This window comes from Kitasatospora sp. NPDC042419 (assembly GCF_056437345.1).
Map to the genome: position 1 here is coordinate 136,668 of NZ_JBWKAW010000023.1, position 18,207 is coordinate 154,874.

Consider the following 18,207-nt stretch of genomic DNA (forward strand, 5'->3'; position numbering starts at 1 on the left):
GGCCTCGCCGTGGTGGGCGCCGGCGCGGTGGGCGTCGGCGCGGTGCGTCGTGCCGGCGCCGGCAGTGGCGCCGGTGCTGGCGGTGCTGCCGGCAGTCTCGGCGGTGTCGGCGGTGTCGAAGGTGCTCATGAGAGAAAAATAGGTCGCGTGACCTAAAAATCCTGTGAGCCCGGTCGGCCCGACACCAGCGCGTGGGCGTCCGCGACCAGGTCCTCGATCCGCTCCCAGTCGATCGGCGGCAGGTCGAGGCGGACGCCGATCCAGCCCCGGTGCCCCACGTACGGGGGCCGGAAGAACCGGTCCGGCTCCTCGCCGGTCAGGAACTCCTGGGCACCGGCGGCCGCCGGGCACCAGAACGCCAGACGGTCGTCGTGGTGGTGGTCGGCGAGCATCACGAACACCCGCGCCCGCCGGCCCGCGCCCGCGAACCAGGTCGGCTCGCCGTGGCTGACCCGCTCCTCCACCTCCGGCAGCGCCAGGCAGATCTCCCGCAGCCGCCCGACGGCGGCCGGGCCACCGCCGGACGGCCCCCGGTCGGGCGGGCCGCCGACCGGGCCACCGCCGGACGGCCCCCGGTCGGCCGCTGCTCCACCGGCGGCAGCGCCACGAGCCATCGGGATCAGCCCGCCGACGGGCGGGGCGCGCCCGGGTAGGTGCCGAAGTACCAGCGGTTGCCCTCCGGGTCGGCGGCGGTGAAGTCCCGCGAACCGTAGTCCGTGTCGTACGGCGCGGTGGTGATGCGCGCCCCGGCGGCGATGGCCCGCGCGTGCACGGCGTCCGGGTCCGCCGTCACGACGTACGCGGTGAAGGTCCCCGGGCCGCCGGGCCAGGCGTCGCCGCCCTCCGCCGCCGGACGGTCGGACCCCAGCATCACCCCGCCGCCCTCGGGCCAGGCCAGTTCGGCGTGCGCGACGAACTCGCCCTCGCCGTAGGCGACGACCTCCTCGAAGCCGAACGCCTCCACCAGGTAGCGGATCAGCCCCCGGGCGTCGGTCGCCCGCAGACTGGGCCAGACCTGCGGGGCGGGCGCGGTGCCCTGCCCGGCCTCGCCGCCCGTGCTGCCGCCGGCGCTGCCGCTGCTGTTCGTGCTCTCGGTGCCCATGGCAGGTGCCTCCTCGGGGTCGCGGCTCCCGGTACGGGCCGGGTGCCCGGCCGGTGGGCCGTTACGCGTCCCACTCTGGCGCCACCGCGAGCGGCTCGCCTTGGACGTTTCGGAACTTCCCCTCGTCCGGGCCCTCCTCGGCCAGCCAGACACTCGGCGCGCACCCGGCCATCGCCCGGAACTCCCGGGCCAGGTGGGCCTGGTCGAAGTAGCCGCATCGCACGGCCAACCCGGCCAACCTGGGCACCGGGCCGGGCGACACCATCAGCCGGCGGGCCCGGTCGAACCGGATCACCCGGGCGGCGGCCTTCGGGGTCAGCCCGGTCTCCCGCCGGAACCGGTCCTGCAGGTGGCGGCCGCTCCACCCGGTCTCCCGGGCGAGGTCCGCCACCGTGAGCACCCCGCCGCTGCGCCGCAGCGCCCGCCAGGCCAGGACCACCTCCGGCGGCACCTGCCCGGACGGGCGCGCGAGCCGCAGCAGCGCGCCGTCCAGCGCCGCGAACCGCTCCGGCCACCCCGGCGCCTCCCGGACCTCCTCCTGGAGCCGCCGGACGTGCCCGCCGAGCACGGCCTCGGCCGGCACGTCCAGCCCGGCCAGCTCCCCGGCCGGCAGGCCGAACAGGGCGCGCGCCGCCAGCGGGTGCACCGCGAGCTGGATGCCGGACTGGCGGCCGTCGTGGGTGATCAGGGCCGGCGCGGTGTGCAGGCCGCCGACCAGCGTGGCGAAGCTCCCGGGCGGCTGCGCGGGGTCGGGATGGCCCGCCATGGTGAGCGGTTCGTCCAGGGTGAGGATGAAGGTCAGGTACGGGGACGGCAGCCCCCGGTGCAGGGCGGGCGCCAACCCGCGCTGGCGGTACCCCGAGTACCAGGCCACGTAGGGCCGCAGGGCCGTCGCGGGCCGGGCCCGGACCGCTTCGTCGACCACGCCCCAGGCCACCGCCGCTCCACCGGGCGTACCGGCCGGCTGCTCCGTCACGCTCCCAGTATCGGCCCGGCCCCGGCCCGGTGGTGACCCGGAGGTGACCGCCCGGCCCGGCGGTGACCGGCCGATGCCCCGGGTCCGGTGGCCGGGCGGATTCCGGGGGTGCGGGCGGTGGGCTCGCGGCCCGTCGGCGTCGTGCCTATGGTGAACGCACCGGACTGCCCGGTGCTCGGGGGGAGATCCTGAGGAGGAGTCCCCGTGACTACTGCCCGAGACATCATGCACACCGGCGCCCAGTGCATCCGCGCCGACCAGACGCTCGCCGAGGCCGCCACGATGATGCGCGACATGAACGTCGGCGCGCTCCCGATCTGCGGTGACGACCAGAAGCTGAAGGGCATCATCACCGACCGCGACATCGTCCTGCGATGTATAGCCGAAGGACGGGACCCGGCCTCGATGACGGCGATGGAGCTGGCCGGGCACCTGCACTGCGTCAGGGCCGAGGACAGCATGGACGCGGTGCTGAAGAAGATGGAGCAGCACCAGATCCGCCGGATCCCGGTCATCGACGGCGAGCGGCTGGTCGGCATGATCAGCGAGGCGGACCTGGCGATGGGCCACCGGGACGGCCAGCGCCTGACCGACCAGCAGATCATCGAGTTCATGGACAGCGTCTACATGAAGCGGTGACGCCGCGGCCCGGCGACGATCCGCCGCAGTGGAGCCCTCGCGCCGTTCGGCGCGGGGGCTCCCGCCGCTGGTGACGGTCAGATCGTGCAGCCGGCCGCGGTCGGTTGCACCGGGGTGCCGCTCGCCGGCGGCTCGGTGCCGTGCTGCGTCCAGGCCACCAGGGCGTCGAAGGCCGAGGTGTAGCAGGGCTGCATCGGCCGGAGGACGTCCTGCGCCAGCGGGAACAGGCCGTCGGTGTGCGTCCCGCCGGTTATGCGGTAGTAGCGGTGGAGCCCGCCACGGCCGGCGTCGTCGACCATGCGGTCGTAGACGTCGCCGCTGCGGCTGATCGGGATCAGCGCGTCCAGCGTGCCCTGGACGGTGATCAGCGGCCGCTTGATCCGCCCGCTGAGGGAGACCCGTGCCACCGCGTCGTGGACGCTCTCCGGCCGCGAGGCGTAGTCGTAGTCGGTGTCGCAGCCGGCGCCCGTCCCCTCCGGGCAGAGCGGGGTGCCGGCCTCGGTCGCGCCGTCGTACTCCGGGTCCAACTCCTCCCGGACGGTGCGCTGGAGCGAGTCCCAGAGCGGCTTGTGGAGGGCGGGCCAGAGCGGCTCGGAGCCCCTCGGGAAGCCGGCCGCGTACATCGCCTCCTTCGCTCCGGGCTCGCCCCGGTCGACGCGCGGGTAGGCCCGCAGGGCGGGCGGCAGGTCGGTGAGCAGGTTGGGCGCGTCCCGGGTCAGCAGGAGCCCGTTCCAGTCGATCCCGCCGGTGTACAGCTGCGGGTAGTGCTCCAGCTGCCACCGCACCAGGTACCCGGCGGCCGACAGTCCGGCGGCGTAGGTGGAGGACGGCGCCCGGCCGTACGTCCGGGCGACCACCGCCTTGGCGGCGACGGTCAGTTCGGCGACCCGCCGGTGCCACTCCAGGATCGCGTCACCCGGTTCGGCGCCGTCCCGGTAGATCTGTGCCCCGGTGTTGCCCTTGTCGGTCGCCGCGTACGCGAAGCCCCTGGCGAGCACCTGGTCGCTGATGATCCGGTCGTTGGCGTACTGGCGGCGGGTGCCGGGCGGCCCCGCGACCACCAGCCCGCCGTTCCAGTGGCGGGGCAGCCGGATCACGAACTGGCTGTCGTGCGCCCAGCCGTTGTTGGTGTTGGTGGCGGAGGTGTCGGGGAAGTACCCGTCGAGCTGGATCCCGGGCACGCCGGAGGGGTTGGCGGTGTCGAGGACCTGCAGCCCGGCGAAGTCCTCCGGATTGCTCCGCCCGGCAGGGACCGTCCCGGCGGTGGTCAGGTCGTTCAGGCAGGTGGCGAGCACCCGCTCGGCGCCGGGCACGCGGAACCTCTCGGACCGGCAGGAGGCTCCCGTCCGTGGGCCCTGCGCATCGGCGGCCGCGGCGCCGGCCGCCGGCACCAGGCCCGCGGTGACCACGGCCGCCGTGACCAGGGCCGGCGCCAGGGCGGCGAGGGAGCGGCCGCGCCGCCGCCGGGCCCGCGGCGGCTTCGGCCCGGCGGCCTGTCGTGAGGTCAACTGTGCTGTCTGCATGGGCGATCGGCCTCTGGTCTGTGCGTCTCGGAGTCGGACGCTGATGACGCTAGAGGCCCGCCGGTACCGCCCATAAGTGCCGATCGGCAGGTCTTCCGGAGGTCCGCCCCCTGCCGACCCATGACCTTTGGCCAGTCTTCCGCCCAGGTGGGCGTGCCGGGCGGAGGCGTGGGTATCGTGCCGCCTGACCGACCCGACCCGACCCGACCCGACCCGACCCGACCCGACCCGACCCGAACCGAACCGACCTCCGACCCGCCCCTGGAGGCGGAGCCGACCCGAGTGAAGGGAGCCCCCGTGGAGCAGCGGTCAGTGCCCTGGATCCCGCCCGTGCTGTACGCCGTGGTCCTCCTCGGCGGCCTCTACCACGCCGCCGTCGCCCCGGTGGGACCAGGCGCCGCCCGCACGGCGACCTTCGCTGCCGGCCTGCTGGTGCTGCTCGCACTGGAGACGCCGGGCCCGCCCGGCCCGCCGCGACCGGCGGGCGTGACCGCGCGCGCGGGCGCCGCCACCCGGACGGACGGCCGCCGGCCCGCTCGCGCACGCCTGCCCGCCGCGGCCCTCCTCGCCCTGCGGGTGGTGCTCTTCTCGGTGGTGGCGGTCGCGGACGGCTCGGGGGTGTCGCGGGCGCTGTTCGTCCTGGTGCCGTTCACCGCGTACCTGGCCTTCGGCCGGCGGGCCGCGCTCGGCTGCGCCGCCGGCTGCGTCGGCCTGTCGCTGACCGGGCTCACGATCGGCGTCCCGCACTGGTGGGCCGAGCCGGCGTACGTGTCGGACGTGCTGATGTTCGGCCTCGGGCTGGCGCTCGCCCTGTCGATGGCGGGTGTGGCGGTGCGCGAGCAGGAGGTGCGGGCGCGGTTGGAGCGGTCGCACGAGCGCCTGGCGCGGTACGCGGCCGAGGTCGCCGAGCTGTCCGCCGCGGAGGAGCGGAACCGGGTCGCCCGGGAGATCCACGACAGCCTGGGGCACCACCTCACCGCCGTCGGGGTGCAGTTGGAGAAGGCCGAGGCGTTCCGGGACCTGGACGAGGAGGTCTCCGCGCGGGCCCTGGCCGATGCGCGCCGGTCGACCGGCCGCGCCCTCGCGGAGGTCCGGGCCTCGGTCAGCGCGCTGCGCGGGATCCGCCCGTTCTCGCTCGGCGCCTCGCTCGCCGAGCTGGTCCGCCACCTCGGCGACGACCGGCCGGCCGTGGCGCTCAGCGTCACCGGCGACGAGGGCGGCCACGACCCCGCGGCGCTCACCGCTCTCTACCGGGCCGCGCAGGAGGCGCTCACCAACGTCCGGCGGCACGGGCACGCGACCCGGGTCGAGGTCGCGGTGGTGCTCGACGGGCCGGAGGCCCGGCTGACCGTCGCCGACGACGGCCGGGGGTTCGCCCCCGGGGCCGAGGAGGGGCACGGGATCCTGGGCATGCGCGAGCGGGTGGCGCCGCTCGGCGGCCGGGTCGACATCGCGGAGGGCCGGCCCGGCGGAGTGACCGTCACGGTGACCGTGCCGCGCCGCGACCGCGCCGGGGCGGTGCTCGTATGAGCGCCGCCGACGAGGCGGTCCGGGTGCTGGTCGCGGACGACCAGGACCTCGTCCGGGAGGGCATAGCGTCGCTGCTCGGCATCCAGCCCGGCATCACGGTGGTCGGCACGGCGGCGGACGGCGCGGAAGCCGTCGAGGCCGTGGTGGCCCACCGCCCGGACGTCGCGCTGCTGGACGTCCGGATGCCGGGCACGGACGGCATCGCGGCCGCCGGGCTGATCGCCGTCCGGGTCCCGTCCTGCCGGGTCGTCATGCTGACCACCTTCGACGACCACGCCTACGTCGCCGAGGCCCTGCGGGCCGGCGCGGTCGGCTACCTGCTGAAGAACCTGCCCTCGGTCGAGCTGGCGCGCGCCGTCCACCTGGTGCACGCCGGGGTCGCACAGCTCGACGCCGCCGTGGTCGGCCGTCTCGCCGGGGCACTCGCCCCTCCGCCGGCCGGAGCCCCGGACCACCCGCCGTCCGCGGGCCACCGGCCCGCATTCCGGCCCCCGTCCCCGTCCGTGGCCCCGCCCCCGCCGCTGACTGCTCCGCTGCCCCCGCCGCCGTTGAGCGACCGCGAGACCGACGTCCTGCGACTCGTCGCCACCGGCTCCACCAACCGTGAGATCGCCGGCCGGCTCCACCTGAGCGAAGGCACCGTCAAGAACCACATGTCCCGGATCCTGACCCGCCTCCACCTGCGGGACCGCACCCAGGCGGCCCTCTACGCCCGTGACCACGGCCTGCTGTGACCCCACGACGACGGACGGACGCGGCACCGGGGGAGTCCCGGGGCACCGCGTCCGCCGTCGTACGGGGATTGCACAGGTCACGCAGAGGTCACCCGGAGGCCGGGCAGGGGCCGGACGGAGGCCGGGCCCTACCGGCCGGGCATCAGCAGGTGAGGACCGGCGCGGCCCAGTCGGCGTGGTCGCTGTTGGTGCCGTCGCCGCCGTCCGTGACCACCAGGCGCAGCTCGTTCGCCCCGGTGAGGTCGGCCGTCAGCCGCTTCGCGGGCGTGGTGGCGGTGACCCGGCCGCTGTCGGCGACCTTGACGTCGTCCTTGTAGATCTCGAAGGAGACGGTGCCCCGGCCCTGCGCCTCGGCGTCCACACCGACCTCGGTGGTGACCGAGGAGCAGGCGCCGCCGAGGTAGTAGACGATCTCGCTGAACGCGTTGACGCCCAGGCCCTTGGCGTACGTCTTGCCGGCGATGGTGATGGTGCTGCCGTCCCGGGCCTGGTTGTCGCCGTTGCTCATGTCCTTCTCGACCGGGCCCCAGCTGTTGCCCGCGGAGGACCAGACGAGGTCGGAGAGCTGGTGCGCGCCGGCCGCCGGGCCGTTGCCGCAGGCGATCCGCACGCCCGCCCAGTCGGCGTGGTCCCAGCTGGTGCCGTCACCGGCGTCGGTGACCACCAGGCGCAGGTCGTTCGCGCCGGTGAGGTCGGCGGTCAGCCGCTTGACCGGGTCCCTGCCGGTCAGGGTGCCGCTGTCGGCGACCTTGGTGCCGTCCCGGTAGACCTGGAAGACCACCGAGCCGTTGCCGTAGGCCTCGTCGTCGACCCCCACGTCGGTGACGAGGTTGCGGCAGGTGCCACCGAGGTGGAAGGAGATGTCACTGCCGGCGTGCACACCGAGCCCCCTGGGGTACGAGGTGCCGCGGATGCTGATGGTCTGTCCGTCGCCCTGCTGCCACTGGCCGTTGCTGTGGTCGCGCTCGACCGGGCCCCACAGGTTGGACACCGAGCCGAAAGGCAGGTCGCTCAGCTGGGTCATCCCGTTCGGCGGGGAGACCGGCGAGCCCGGGGTGATGCGGAACATCGCGGTGCCGTGCCCCGGCACGACGGCGCTGACGCTGCCGTCCCCGGTGGTGGTCCGCTTCGACCACAGGTCCTTGACGGTGTAGGAGGTCGCACCGCCGATCCCGACGGCCTGCGCGGTGGTGGTGATGGTGGTGTCGTACGAGCCCTCGTTGGTCAGGGTGACCGAGCGGCTGCCGTCGGCCAGGGGCTTGCTCATGACCACCAGCCCGCCCTCGCGGGACACCACCGTGCCCTGCCGGCCGAGCGGGTCCTGGTCCACCGCGATCACGTCGGTGTTGGTGAGGATCTCGAAGGTCTCCGGCTCGGCGGTGCGCAGGTCGGTGCCGATCATCAGCGGGGCGGCCATCTGGGCCCAGAGGCTGAAGTGGGTCCGGTACTCGGTGCCCGTCATGCCGCCGTTGCCGACCTCCAGCATGTCGGGGTCGTTGAACGCGCCCGGCTTGGCGTACCCGGCGAGGCCCTGGTTGGCCTGCGCGATGGAGATCATGCTCTGCCAGTTGTCGCTGATGTCGCCGGTGGTGCGCCAGGAGTTGCCGACCGGCTGCGCCCAGTTCCAGGGGCCGGTGCTGCCCCACTCGCAGATGCTGTAGAGGATCGGGCGGCCGGTCTTCTTCAGCGCCTCGCCCATCGCCTTGTAGCGGGTCTGCGCGTTGATGCCCTTGTTGTTGCAGTTGTCGTACTTGAGGTAGTCCACGCCCCAGGACGCCCACAGGTCGGCGTCCTGCTGCTCGTGGCCGAGCCCGCCGGGGAAGCCCTTGACGTCGCAGGTGTGGTCGCCGGCGCTGGAGTAGATGCCGAACTTCAGGCCCTTGGAGTGGACGTAGTCGGCCAGGGACTTGATGCCGTTGGGGAAGCGCACCGGGTCGGGGACGAGGTTGCCGGCGGCGTCGCGGTCGGGCAGCGCCCAGCAGTCGTCGAGGTTGACGTACTGGTACCCGGCCGCCTTGAGGCCCTTGCTGACGAAGATGTCGGCGATGCCCTTGATCATCGCCTCGTTGAACTGGGATCCGCAGTAGGTGGAGTTCCAGTTGTTGAAGCCCATCTGGGGCGTCAGGTTGAGGCCGTTGTCGAGGGCCGCCGCCGGTGGCGCGGTGGCTATCTGGAGCCCGGTGGCCAGGGCGGTGCCGCCGGCTAACAGGGCGAGGGCGGTCAGCGCCGTCGCTGCGCGGCGGGCGGGCCTGCGGTCGGGGGATCGCACGAGTCCTCCATCGGGGTCGGAACCAAACTGGCTGTTTCACAGGGGAGTTGGCTTCGGGTGGGGGCGCCGGGCGGTGGCGGGAGGGCTTGGCCCGGCGCCCCTGGTGCGGAAGGGCGCGAGTGCGGGAACGGGTCAACGGGCGAACGCGGGAACGCGGGAACGGGAACGGGAACGGGAGTGGGAGAGCGCGGGAGCGACGGCTCAGGAGAGCAGCGTCCAGGACTGGCCGGCGGCCGAGGGGTCGGGCGGGCTGATCACGACCGTGGTGCCCGCGGCGGACTGCGGGGCGTTCAGGGCCAGGCCGGTGGCGACGTTGGTGATGGTCAGTGCGCCCGTCGCGGTGTTCTGCACCACCCGCCACTTCTGGTGCGGGCTGTCGGGGTCGTACCGGTTGAGGACCCAGGCCGCCCAGCCCGGGCCGTTGCCGCCGGTCAGCGTGCCGTGGACCTGCGTGTCGGTGCGGCAGTTGTCGGTGATGCGCACGGTGCCGTCGGCGTTGGCGCTGAACATCCACTGCTCCGAGGTGTGCCAGTTCCACCAGGTGTTGACGTTCACCGTCGAGCCGTCGGGGGCGCTGCAGGTGCCGCGGACCTCCAGGGCCTGGCCGCCGGTGCCCCCGGCGCTGATGCCGTGGTACCGGCCGTCGCCGATGACGGCGGCGGGGACGGTGGTCGGCAGCGCCTTCAGGCGGTACATGGCGACGCCGTGCGGGGCGACCTGGGTGGCGAGCGCGCCGGTCACGGTGCCGGTGGCGCCGGTCCAGAGCTCCTTGGAGGTGTAGCCCGGGCCGGTGAGGCCGAGTTCGGCGAGGCTGGTGGAGATCGTGCGGGAGGCGGCCGGGTCCTGGTTGACGAGCAGGACGGCCGTGTCGCCGTCCGCCAGGGGGCGCTTGAGGACGATCGGGGCGGTGCTGCTGTTCGGCGGGGCGCCGACGAGGGTGGCGGGCTTGCCGAGCCGGTCCTGGTCGACGGCGATGACGTCGGTGTTCTTGTAGATCGCCAGGGCCGAGTCGGAGATGCCGGTGGACCAGGTGTAGCCCTGGTCGGTGTGCACGGAGTCCGCCGCGGTGCGCAGGTCGGTGCCGGAGATGAGCGGGGAGGCCATCATGGCGAGGATCGACATCTCGCTGCGCGACTCGGTGTCGGTCATCGGCTTGTGGCAGGTGCAGTGGTCGGTGACCCCGTAGAGGCCGTACGGGTCCTCCCAGCCCGCGAACATCATGTCCATGTCGTTCCAGCTGCCCGGCCGGACGTTGCGGGGGTAGTCGAGCGAGGTCCGCAGCTGCCCGTTGTACAGCACGCCCTCCAGGTCGGGGCCGCGGTCGCCGCCGATCCGGCAGAGGCTCGCGACCTGTCCGCACCACACGCCGGTCGGCGCGTACCCGGGTGCCTGGCGGGCGGGGGTCCCGGCGGCGACCACGACGGGGTCGGTGCGGGCCGGGTCGTCACCGGCCAGCAGGTACGGGATGCCGGTGTGCACCGGCTGGGCGGAGACGCTGAGCGTCACCCGGGGCCGGTGCTGCGCGGCGGAGGCGGCGTCCAGGGCCCGGCGGAAGTCCTGGGCCCGGGCGTAGATGGAGCGGGTGAGCTCCCTGCCCTGGCCCTGGGTGCCGTAGTTGTGGCCGTCGGGGCCGTAGATCGGCGGTCCGTAGGGGCAGTCGTCGTACTTGACGTAGTCGACGCCCCAGGCGACGAAGTCGGCGGCGTCGACGCCCTCGTGCCCCAGGCTGCCCGGGCGGCCCTGGCAGGTGGTGTACGTGGTGGTGGCGTAGAGGCCGAACTTCATGCCCTTGCTGTGGGCGTACCGGGACAGGTACTCGATGCCGTTGACGGTCCTGCCGTCGACGGTGCGGGACGGGAAGCTGTCCGGGTCGGGCACCAGGTGACCGGTCGTCGGGTCCAGGCCGCTGCCGTCGGTGCCGCTGACCGGGTTGCCGTTGGCGTCGTAGAGCTGCATCGCGCCGTAGGAGTTCTTGGCCAGGTCGGTGGTCTGGCCGTCGCGGTGGCCCAGTGACCAGCCGTCGTCGACGGTGACGGTGTCGTAGCCGGCCGCGACCAGGCCGCGGGAGACCATGAAGTCGATGGTCTGGACGACCTGTTCCTGGGTGATTCCGGTCGAGAAGGTGTTCCAGGAGTTCCATCCCATGGGCGGAGTGGGGGCGAGTCCGCCGTCCTGGGCCGCCGCCGGGGCGGCCGCGAGGGTGAGTGTCTCCGGCCCGGCGCCCGCCCGGGCGGCGGCCGGCGCCGCCGCGGGGCCGAGGGCGGTCGCCGTGAGCCCGGCCGCGGCGAGGGCGAGCGCGAGCAGGGTGCGGGGCACGGGGCGAGGCGCAGGTCTGCGCATGTGCGCTCCAGGTTGGGGGTGGGGGAAGTGGAGCATGAGTGGTGCTTTCTGTCTGCTTTTCAAACAGAAAGCAACGCAGCATAGACATGGCTGCGGGATGCGCTCAAGAGGGTGTGCATGAGCATGTCCTATCGCGACTCGCTTGTCCCATATGGCGCGTCACGGGTTGATCTCGACGGCTACTGGGGCTTGACGGTCGGCATTGGCGAGGTGTGATATTTCACATCGCGTTTGAATGAGTTGAGTTCTGCTTAATTAGGAGCGGTCCCTCATGACTCGAACCACCAGCCGTCAGGCCGGCGTCGGCGCCCTTCTGCTCGCCCTGGGCCTGATCACGTGCGCGTGTTCCACCGGGCAGGAATCGACCGCCGGCGAGGCCTCGGTCGCCCCGGTCAGCGGAAAGATCTCGATCACCTACCTGCAGAAACAGGGCGACCAGGAGTACTTCATCGGAGAAGCCGCCGGCGCCAAGGCCAAGGCCGCCGAACTCGGCGTCGACCTCAAGGTGGTGAACCTCGGAAGCGACGCCAACAAGACGGTCAGCGAAGTCCAGGCCGCGATCGCCCAGAAGACCAACGGCGTGATCATCGTCGTACCGGACCCGGCGGTGGGACCGCAGGTCGTGCAGACCACCCGCGACGCCAAGGTCGCGCTGCTGACCTCGGACGACCAGGTGTGCGCCACCGGTCCCGCCCCCGCGTCCTGCGCCAAGGCCGACCTCGTGCCGCGGGTCGGCTTCAGCGGCACCCAGATGGGAGCCGAGATCGGCAAACGGGCCGCCGAGGAGTTCACCAAGGCCGGCTGGAACGCCGCCGACACCCGGGTCGTCTCGGCCTGGAAACAGGACGTCACCGTCTGCGGCGACCGCGTGAAGGGCGCGAAGGAGGCGTTCAACGCCGCCGTCCCCGGCGTCCAGGGGATCGACGTGGCCACCGACAACACCCCCACCGGCGCACAGGACAAGGTCGCGGCGACCATCACGGCGAACGCCGGCGTCCGGCACTGGGTGGTGTGGGGCTGCAACGACGAGAACGTGCGCGGCGGCGTCACCGCGCTGCAGAACGCCGGCGTCGGCGCGGACAACGTGATCGGCATCGGCCTCGGCGCCTACCTCGCCTGCAAGGACTGGGGCGGGTCCAAGCCCACCGGCCTGAAGGCCGCGCTGTTCATCAACGGCAAGGAGGTCGGCGCGCTCGCCGTCCAGACCATGTACGACAAGCTCAAGAACGGCAAGGACCTCCCCGCCGAGGTGTTCGCGAAGACCACCATGGTCGACGCCGCCACCTGGAAGAGCACGGGCATGACCTGCGGCTGACCCACCGTCCGCAGCGGGCCGCCCCGGCACCGCGCTGCGCTCCGCCCGGGCCGCCCGCTGCCGGCCACCCGGCGCCCGATGCCGGCGCTGCCCGCTGCTGGTTGCCCGCTGTCTGCCGCCGGTACCGTCGTCCGCCCCTCGCCGACCGGGGCCCCGCCCGTCCTTCGTGCACCGCGCCCGCCCGTCCCCTGCCACCGAGGTGACCCAGCAGTGAGCAGAGCACGCCGCCCGAACGCCCGCCCCGGCCCGCCCGACGGCGGCCCACCCTCCGAGGGGCCGCCGACCGGCCCGGCGCCGACCGGCCCGGCACCGGCCGGCGCCACCGGAGTCTCCGGCGTCACCAAGGCCTACGGCCCCGTCCGCGCCCTGACCGGCGTCACCCTCGACTTCCCCCGCGGCACGGTCACCGCGCTCATGGGTGAGAACGGCGCCGGCAAGTCCACCCTGCTCAAGATCCTCACCGGCGACCAGCAGCCGACCGAAGGCCGGGTCGTCCTCGACGGCCGCCCCGTCGAACTGCGCTCCCCGGCCCAGGCCCGGGCCCTGGGCATCCGCATCGTCCCGCAGGAACCCGAGATCATCCCGCACGTCTCGGTCGCCGAGAACATCTACGCCGGCGCCCTGCCCAGGGCCGCAGGCCGGCGACTGGACCGCGCCGAGCTGCGCCGCCGGACCGCCGCGGACCTGGCCCGGCTGGGCTTCGCGGGAGTCCTCGACCCCGACCTCCCCGGCTCCCGGCTGACCTCCGCCCAGCGTCAACTGGTCGAGATCATGCGGGCCCTGACGGGCGAGGCCAAGCTGATCGCGTTCGACGAGCCGACCTCCTCGCTCTCCGAACAGGAGGTCGACGCCCTGTTCGCCCTCATCGGCCGGCTGCGCGAGCAGGGCATCGCCGTGGTCTACGTCTCGCACCGGATGCGCGAGATCTTCCGGCTCGCCGACCGGATCGCCGTCCTGCGCGACGGCGCCCTCGTCGGCGTCCAGGACGCGGCGGAGACCGACGAGGCCGCCCTCGTCCGCCAGATGGTCGGCCGCGACCTGTCCTCGCTGTTCGTCCGGGGCAACGTCGCGACCGACCGCGTCGTCCTGGAGGCGCGCGGCGTCACCACCGACCACGTCCGCGGCATCGACCTGACCGTTCGCGCCGGCGAGGTGGTCGGCCTGGCCGGCCTGATCGGCGCCGGACGGTCCGAACTCGCCCTCGCCCTCGCCGGCGACCTGCCGGTGCGCTCCGGCACCGTCACCCTCGACGGCCGCCCGCTGCCGGTCGGCAACCCCGGCCGGGTCATCCGCGCCGGCCTCGGCCTGGCACCCGAGGAGCGCAAGGCGCAGGCGCTCTTCCTGCACCGCTCGATCCGCGACAACACCTCCATCGCCGTCCTGGAGCGGTTGCGCCGCCTGCGGTTCGTCCGGCGGACGGCCGAGCGCGAGCTCGCCCACGAGTACGCCGGCCGCCTGCGGGTCCGTGCGCCGTCCATCGAGCACGAGGTCCGCCGGCTCTCCGGGGGCAACCAGCAGAAGGTGGTCCTGGCCCGCTGGCTCGCCCGCCGCCCGAAGGTGCTGATCCTCGACGAGCCGACCCGCGGCATCGACATCGGCGCCAAGGCCGAGATCTACCGGATCATCGCCGACCTCGCCGAGGAGGGCGTGGCCCTGCTGGTCATCTCCTCCGAACTGCCCGAGGTGCTGGGCCTGGCCGACCGGATCGTGGTCATGCAGGGCGGGCGCATCACCGGCGAACTGGACCGCGCCGACGCCACCGAGGAGGCCGTCCTCCAACTCGCCATGGCCGACGACATCACCGGCCCGACCGCCCCTGGAGCAGCCCTGTGACCAGCGCCACCACGCCGCCCGCCGTCGAGCACCCGGCCCGCCGGCGCCCCGCCCGCCCGCTCGCGGCCCTCGCCGCTGTCGGCGGCCAGAACCTGAGCCTGATCGGCGCCCTCGCCCTGGTGCTCACCGTCTTCGGCGTCCTGAACGACAACTACCTCAGCTGGAGCAACATCCAGGTGATCGCCGAAGCGGCGACCATCACCGGCCTGCTCGCCGTCGTCCAGACCGTCGTGATCATCTGCGGGGGCCTGGACATCTCGGTCGGCTCGCAGGCCGGCCTGGCCTCCGTGGTCAGCGCCATGGCCTACACCTCCGCCGGGTCGAACGCCTTCGCGGGCATGGCGGCCGCCGTCGCCGCGGGCGTCGTCGTGGGCGTGGTGAACGGCGTGGTCATCGTCTACGGCCGGGTCAACCCGACCATCGCCACGCTGGCCGGCCTCGCCGCGTACAAGGGCGTCGCCCAGTTGATCTCCGACGGCCGGGCGCAGGGCTACGTGCTGCGCGACCCGGTGTTCGTCTTCCTCGGCCGCGGCAAGATCGCCGGCCTGCCGGTCATGGTCTGGATCCTGATCCTCGTCGCCCTCGCGGTGCACGTGCTGCTGAAGTACACCGACATCGGCCGGAACCTCTACGCGATCGGCGGCAACGACACCGCCGCCCGGCTGGCCGGCATCGCGATCAACAAGTACCTCGTCGCGGTGTACGCCCTGATCGGCGCGGTCGCCGCACTCGCCGGCATCCTGCTCACCGCGCGCACCGGATCGGGGCAGCCGGTCTCCGGCAGCGAGGGGCTGGAACTCAAGGCCATCACCGCCGCCGCGCTCGGCGGCTGCGCGCTCAAGGGCGGCAAGGGCGGCATCGGCGGGACGCTGCTGGCCGTCGCCCTGCTCGGCGCGCTGGAGAACGGCCTCACCGTCGAGGGCATCAACTCCTTCTGGCAGAACGTCGCGCAGGGGTCGCTGCTGGTGGCCGCGGTGGTCATCCAGCAGTCCCGGAGCGGCGAACGGGCCGTCGGACTACCGGGGTGAGACCGCTCCCGGGGCCCGGGGGTGCCCCGACGGCCCGTCGGACCGGAGACCCGCCGGCCCCGCCGGCCCGACGGCCCGCAGGACCACGTCCGGCGGCGTCGGCGTGCAGGCCGGCTCGCGAGGCTCCCGGGGCTCGCGGGCTTCCCGGAACGCCGTCGGCTGTCCGGGGTGCGGGGGCGGCCGGACTTCTGCGGGCGGCGATCGGCGGGCGGTCACACCTCCGGTACCGGTGCGACCACCAGCTCGCCGACCGTCTCCGCCAGCGTGCTCCGGGCCTGCGCGTTCAGCGCCGAGTCCGTCACGAAGACGTCGACCTCGTCGAGCGCGGCGAAACCGCTGAGCGCGACGACGCCCCACTTCGTGTGGTCGGCCACGACGGCGACCCGGCGGGCGGAGGCGACGAGCGCCCGGTTGGTCTGGGCCTCCGCGAGATTGGGCGTCGTCAGACCGGCCTTCTCGGACACCCCGTGGGCCCCCAGGATCAGCAGGTCGACGTGGAGGGACTGGACCGCCTGGTCGGCCAGCGGGCCCACCAGAGCCGCGGACGGCGTCGGCGAGCCGCCGGTCAGCAGCAGCGCGGGCGCCGCCGGCTCGCCCTTCTCACCGGCCGAGCGGATCAGCTCCGCGACGGGCAGGGAGTTGGTGACGACCGTGAGGCGTGGCACGTGCAGCAGCCGGGCCGCCACCGCGAAGGCGGTCGTGCCCGCCGCGATGGCGATCACACTGCCAGGCTCGACCAGGGTCGCCGCGGCTTCCGCGACGGCGGCCTTGGCAGCCGACTCAAGACCGGACTTCGCCTCGAAACCCGGCTCGTCGATGGCGGTGCCGGAGGCCGCGACGGCACCGCCGTGCACCTTCTTCACCACGCCCGAACGTTCCAGCGCGTCGAGGTCGCGCCGCACGGTCATGTCGGAGACGCCCAGCTGATCGACCAGCTCGGCGACACGCACAGCCCCGCTCCGGCGCACCATCTCGGCGATCAGCGCCTGACGCTGGTGGGCCAGCAGCCCGGTGTCGGCCAAGGCCCGACTCCCCTCACACTGGTAGTACATCGGAAGCGAACAGCCACCAAAGGATAGTCAACCCCGTCCGGTAGCAGCCGGTCGGGCCGGGAAGCCGCAGACGGGAGTGGTATCCCGGAGCGTCTCGGATGGCGAATACCGATGCTCTCCCACCGGGGCCGTGGGCAGAATCGCAGGATGGGAAAGACATACGAGAAGATCGATGGTCGTCTGCGCGACTTCATCGAGCGCCAGCCCGTCTTCTTCGTCGCCAGCGCCCCGCTCGCGGGCGACGGGCACGTCAACGTCTCGCCGAAGGGGCGGGCGGGGACGCTGGTGGTGATCGACGAACTCACCCTCGCGTACCTGGACTTCGGGGGATCGACGGCGGAGACGATGGCGCATCTGCGGGAGAACGGGCGGATCACACTGATGTGGTGCGCGTTCGACGGCCCGCCGACCGTGGTCCGGGTGCACGGGAAGGGCGAGGCGGTGTTCCGAGACGACCCGCGCTTCGCCGGACTGCTGGGCGAGTTCGACCCGGCGGTCGACGGGGCGGGACTGCGGGCGATCGTGCTGGTGGCGGCGGAGCGGGTCAGCGACTCCTGCGGGTTCGCGGTGCCGCTGATGGACTACCGGAGCGACCGCGACCTGCACACGCAGTACTTCGAGCGGAAGACGGACGAGGAGTTCAACACCTACTGCGAGGGCAAGCCGTACGTCGGCACCAGCCTCGACGGCCTGCCCGCGCTCCCGCTCCCCCTGCCGGCCAGGCCCGCCTGACCGGGGCCGGGGCCGGGGCCGGGTTCGCGGCACCGGGCCCCGCCCCGGTCCTGTGCGACCGGGTCCGGTCAGCCGGCCGACCCGGGCTGCGCGCGGTGGCGGTAGAGGTCGCGGAGCAGGGCGATCTCCGCACCGTGGTGCAGCAGCTCCTGGTTGACCCACCAGACGACGTCGAGGAACGCCTCGTCCGAGTCGCCGCCGTACGGGTACGCGCTGTGGCCGACGGTGTCGAGCGCGGCGTCGTCGGTGGCGAGGAGCGTCGCCCGCCAGGCGTCCGCCGCGGCGTCGAAGTCCTTGAGGGCGGACGCGGCGTCGCCGCTCACCAGGTGGTCGTCCCTGGTCAGCGAGCGGGTGCCGGTGGTGTGGTCGGCACGCAGCGCCAGCAGTTCGGTGAGGTGGCTGAGCCGCCAGGCGAGGGTGGTGAACGGCGGCGGGACGGGGTGCGGGGGCGGGGTGGTGTCGCGGCCCCAGGCGCCGGCGCCGACGAGCAGGGTGGCGCCCTCGCCGGGGCCGTCCGCGTGCCGGCGGACCGACCAGCAGCCGGGGACGGGCTCCCAGCGGTACTCGTCGTCGGTGAGCGGACCGACCGGGACGTCCGTGCCGTTCCCGCTGTCCACCACCGGACCGGCCAGCCGGTCGGCGAGGCGCCGGCGTGCGAAGTCGTACTGCTCCAGCAGGGGGACCAGGCGTGCGGGCAGGCTCATCCGGACGTTCCTCCGAAGTCGGCTCGCGCGCGTGCGCGTGGGCGCCGCGCGCGCGGGCATGAGGGGCGGCACCGGTGCGTCCGGCCCGTTCGCCGGAACCCTGCCACAGCGGTGGCCCCGCGGGCGACGCATTTTCCCGCGGACCCCTTCTTCCCGGATCCCTCCGGCCCTCCCCGGGTCCTTCCGGGCGCGGGTCGTGCAGCGCGGGTGGGGCGGACCCCCGCCCCGGAAACGCCACGACGCCGCTGGACCGGACCGCGGCCTCTGAGGGCCCGGTCGGGTGCAACGGCGTGGTCGTGGTGCGCGCCCCCGGGAGGGCGGTGGTGTCCGGCTCTTACTTGGTGAGGCCGGCCTTGACGGAGCAGACGGGCCAGGCGCCGGGGCCCTGGGCGGCGAGGACCTTTTCGCCGATGGCGATCTGCTGGGCCTT

The 18,207-nt window shown here is 73.8% G+C and carries 15 protein-coding genes and 2 pseudogenes; 7 read left to right on the forward strand and 10 right to left on the reverse strand.

The window, feature by feature from the left end:
- Positions 1 to 152 precede the first annotated feature (152 nt).
- The 3 genes from AC067J_RS32410 to AC067J_RS32420 all read right to left on the reverse strand — a co-directional run bounded on the left by AC067J_RS32410 (position 153) and on the right by AC067J_RS32420 (position 2,078).
- A complete protein-coding gene (locus AC067J_RS32410) occupies positions 153 to 614 on the reverse strand; it encodes an MmcQ/YjbR family DNA-binding protein (RefSeq protein ID WP_478305293.1) in 462 nt (153 codons plus the stop codon).
- Positions 615 to 619: 5 nt separating this feature from the next.
- Positions 620 to 1,102: a VOC family protein gene (locus AC067J_RS32415; protein WP_478305294.1), complete on the reverse strand. Its 483-nt coding sequence runs from the start codon at positions 1,100 to 1,102 to the stop codon at positions 620 to 622.
- 61 nt (positions 1,103 to 1,163) lie between these two features.
- Positions 1,164 to 2,078, reverse strand: coding sequence for a helix-turn-helix domain-containing protein (locus tag AC067J_RS32420; RefSeq protein WP_478305296.1), 915 nt, complete (start codon positions 2,076 to 2,078; stop codon positions 1,164 to 1,166).
- 204 nt (positions 2,079 to 2,282) lie between these two features.
- Between AC067J_RS32420 and AC067J_RS32425 the strand changes: the two genes are divergently transcribed.
- The gene (locus tag AC067J_RS32425; protein ID WP_478305298.1) at positions 2,283 to 2,717 is read left to right on the forward strand and encodes a CBS domain-containing protein; all 435 of its coding nucleotides are present in this window, start codon (positions 2,283 to 2,285) and stop codon (positions 2,715 to 2,717) included.
- A 77-nt stretch (positions 2,718 to 2,794) separates the two neighbouring features.
- Here AC067J_RS32425 and AC067J_RS32430 read toward each other — a convergent pair whose 3' ends face one another.
- On the reverse strand, positions 2,795 to 4,225 hold the full coding sequence (locus tag AC067J_RS32430) for a tannase/feruloyl esterase family alpha/beta hydrolase (RefSeq protein ID WP_478305300.1): 1,431 nt from the start codon (positions 4,223 to 4,225) through the stop codon (positions 2,795 to 2,797).
- 312 nt (positions 4,226 to 4,537) lie between these two features.
- Between AC067J_RS32430 and AC067J_RS32435 the strand changes: the two genes are divergently transcribed.
- Both AC067J_RS32435 and AC067J_RS32440 read left to right on the forward strand, forming a co-directional pair.
- A complete protein-coding gene (locus tag AC067J_RS32435) occupies positions 4,538 to 5,770 on the forward strand; it encodes a sensor histidine kinase (RefSeq protein WP_478305302.1) in 1,233 nt (410 codons plus the stop codon).
- Positions 5,767 to 6,504, forward strand: a complete 738-nt coding sequence (locus AC067J_RS32440) for a response regulator (RefSeq protein ID WP_478305304.1) — start codon at positions 5,767 to 5,769, stop codon at positions 6,502 to 6,504. The genes AC067J_RS32435 and AC067J_RS32440 overlap by 4 nt, the downstream gene beginning before the upstream one ends.
- Before the next feature lie 142 nt (positions 6,505 to 6,646).
- Here the strand turns inward: AC067J_RS32440 and AC067J_RS32445 are convergent, their stop codons facing one another.
- The 3 genes and pseudogenes from AC067J_RS32445 to AC067J_RS32455 all read right to left on the reverse strand — a co-directional run bounded on the left by AC067J_RS32445 (position 6,647) and on the right by AC067J_RS32455 (position 11,089).
- The gene (locus tag AC067J_RS32445; protein WP_478305330.1) at positions 6,647 to 7,114 is read right to left on the reverse strand and encodes an NPCBM/NEW2 domain-containing protein; all 468 of its coding nucleotides are present in this window, start codon (positions 7,112 to 7,114) and stop codon (positions 6,647 to 6,649) included.
- A pseudogene (locus AC067J_RS32450) lies at positions 7,100 to 8,773 on the reverse strand (NPCBM/NEW2 domain-containing protein); the annotation flags it as partial. The gene AC067J_RS32445 and the pseudogene AC067J_RS32450, both read right to left, overlap by 15 nt.
- Positions 8,774 to 8,974: 201 nt before the next feature.
- Positions 8,975 to 11,089, reverse strand: a complete 2,115-nt coding sequence (locus AC067J_RS32455; RefSeq protein ID WP_478305306.1) for an alpha-galactosidase — start codon at positions 11,087 to 11,089, stop codon at positions 8,975 to 8,977.
- A 295-nt stretch (positions 11,090 to 11,384) separates the two neighbouring features.
- On the opposite strand from AC067J_RS32455, the gene AC067J_RS32460 reads away from it, so the two are divergent.
- The 3 genes from AC067J_RS32460 (at position 11,385) to AC067J_RS32470 (ending at position 15,289) form a co-directional block, all read left to right on the forward strand.
- The gene (locus AC067J_RS32460; RefSeq protein ID WP_478305308.1) at positions 11,385 to 12,428 is read left to right on the forward strand and encodes a substrate-binding domain-containing protein; all 1,044 of its coding nucleotides are present in this window, start codon (positions 11,385 to 11,387) and stop codon (positions 12,426 to 12,428) included.
- 210 nt (positions 12,429 to 12,638) lie between these two features.
- A complete protein-coding gene (locus AC067J_RS32465) occupies positions 12,639 to 14,261 on the forward strand; it encodes a sugar ABC transporter ATP-binding protein (protein WP_478305310.1) in 1,623 nt (540 codons plus the stop codon).
- Positions 14,258 to 15,289: an ABC transporter permease gene (locus tag AC067J_RS32470; protein WP_478305312.1), complete on the forward strand. Its 1,032-nt coding sequence runs from the start codon at positions 14,258 to 14,260 to the stop codon at positions 15,287 to 15,289. Before AC067J_RS32465 ends, AC067J_RS32470 begins: the two co-directional genes overlap by 4 nt.
- A 212-nt stretch (positions 15,290 to 15,501) precedes the next feature.
- Here the strand turns inward: AC067J_RS32470 and AC067J_RS32475 are convergent, their stop codons facing one another.
- Positions 15,502 to 16,311 carry a DeoR/GlpR family DNA-binding transcription regulator gene (locus tag AC067J_RS32475; RefSeq protein WP_478305314.1) on the reverse strand — a complete coding sequence of 270 codons (810 nt, stop codon included), beginning with the start codon at positions 16,309 to 16,311 and terminating at the stop codon, positions 15,502 to 15,504.
- A gap of 177 nt (positions 16,312 to 16,488) precedes the next feature.
- Here AC067J_RS32475 and AC067J_RS32480 point away from each other — a divergent pair, with 177 nt between their 5' ends.
- Positions 16,489 to 17,073: a pyridoxamine 5'-phosphate oxidase family protein gene (locus AC067J_RS32480; RefSeq protein ID WP_478305316.1), complete on the forward strand. Its 585-nt coding sequence runs from the start codon at positions 16,489 to 16,491 to the stop codon at positions 17,071 to 17,073.
- Positions 17,074 to 17,141: 68 nt separating this feature from the next.
- On the opposite strand, the gene AC067J_RS32485 is transcribed toward AC067J_RS32480, so the two are convergent.
- Positions 17,142 to 17,777, reverse strand: coding sequence for a DinB family protein (locus AC067J_RS32485; RefSeq protein WP_478305318.1), 636 nt, complete (start codon positions 17,775 to 17,777; stop codon positions 17,142 to 17,144).
- A gap of 337 nt (positions 17,778 to 18,114) precedes the next feature.
- Positions 18,115 to 18,207, reverse strand: a pseudogene (locus AC067J_RS32490) (transglycosylase family protein); the annotation flags it as partial.

Excerpts from the sequence above, each read along its gene's own strand:
- AC067J_RS32480 (WP_478305316.1), top strand. The coding sequence starts at position 16,489 with ATGGGAAAGACATACGAGAAGATCGATGGTCGTCTGCGCGACTTCATC.
- AC067J_RS32415 (WP_478305294.1), bottom strand. The coding sequence starts at position 1,102 with ATGGGCACCGAGAGCACGAACAGCAGCGGCAGCGCCGGCGGCAGCACG.
- AC067J_RS32440 (WP_478305304.1), top strand. The coding sequence starts at position 5,767 with ATGAGCGCCGCCGACGAGGCGGTCCGGGTGCTGGTCGCGGACGACCAG.
- AC067J_RS32410 (WP_478305293.1), bottom strand. The coding sequence starts at position 614 with ATGGCTCGTGGCGCTGCCGCCGGTGGAGCAGCGGCCGACCGGGGGCCG.
- AC067J_RS32460 (WP_478305308.1), top strand. The coding sequence starts at position 11,385 with ATGACTCGAACCACCAGCCGTCAGGCCGGCGTCGGCGCCCTTCTGCTC.
- AC067J_RS32485 (WP_478305318.1), bottom strand. The coding sequence starts at position 17,777 with ATGAGCCTGCCCGCACGCCTGGTCCCCCTGCTGGAGCAGTACGACTTC.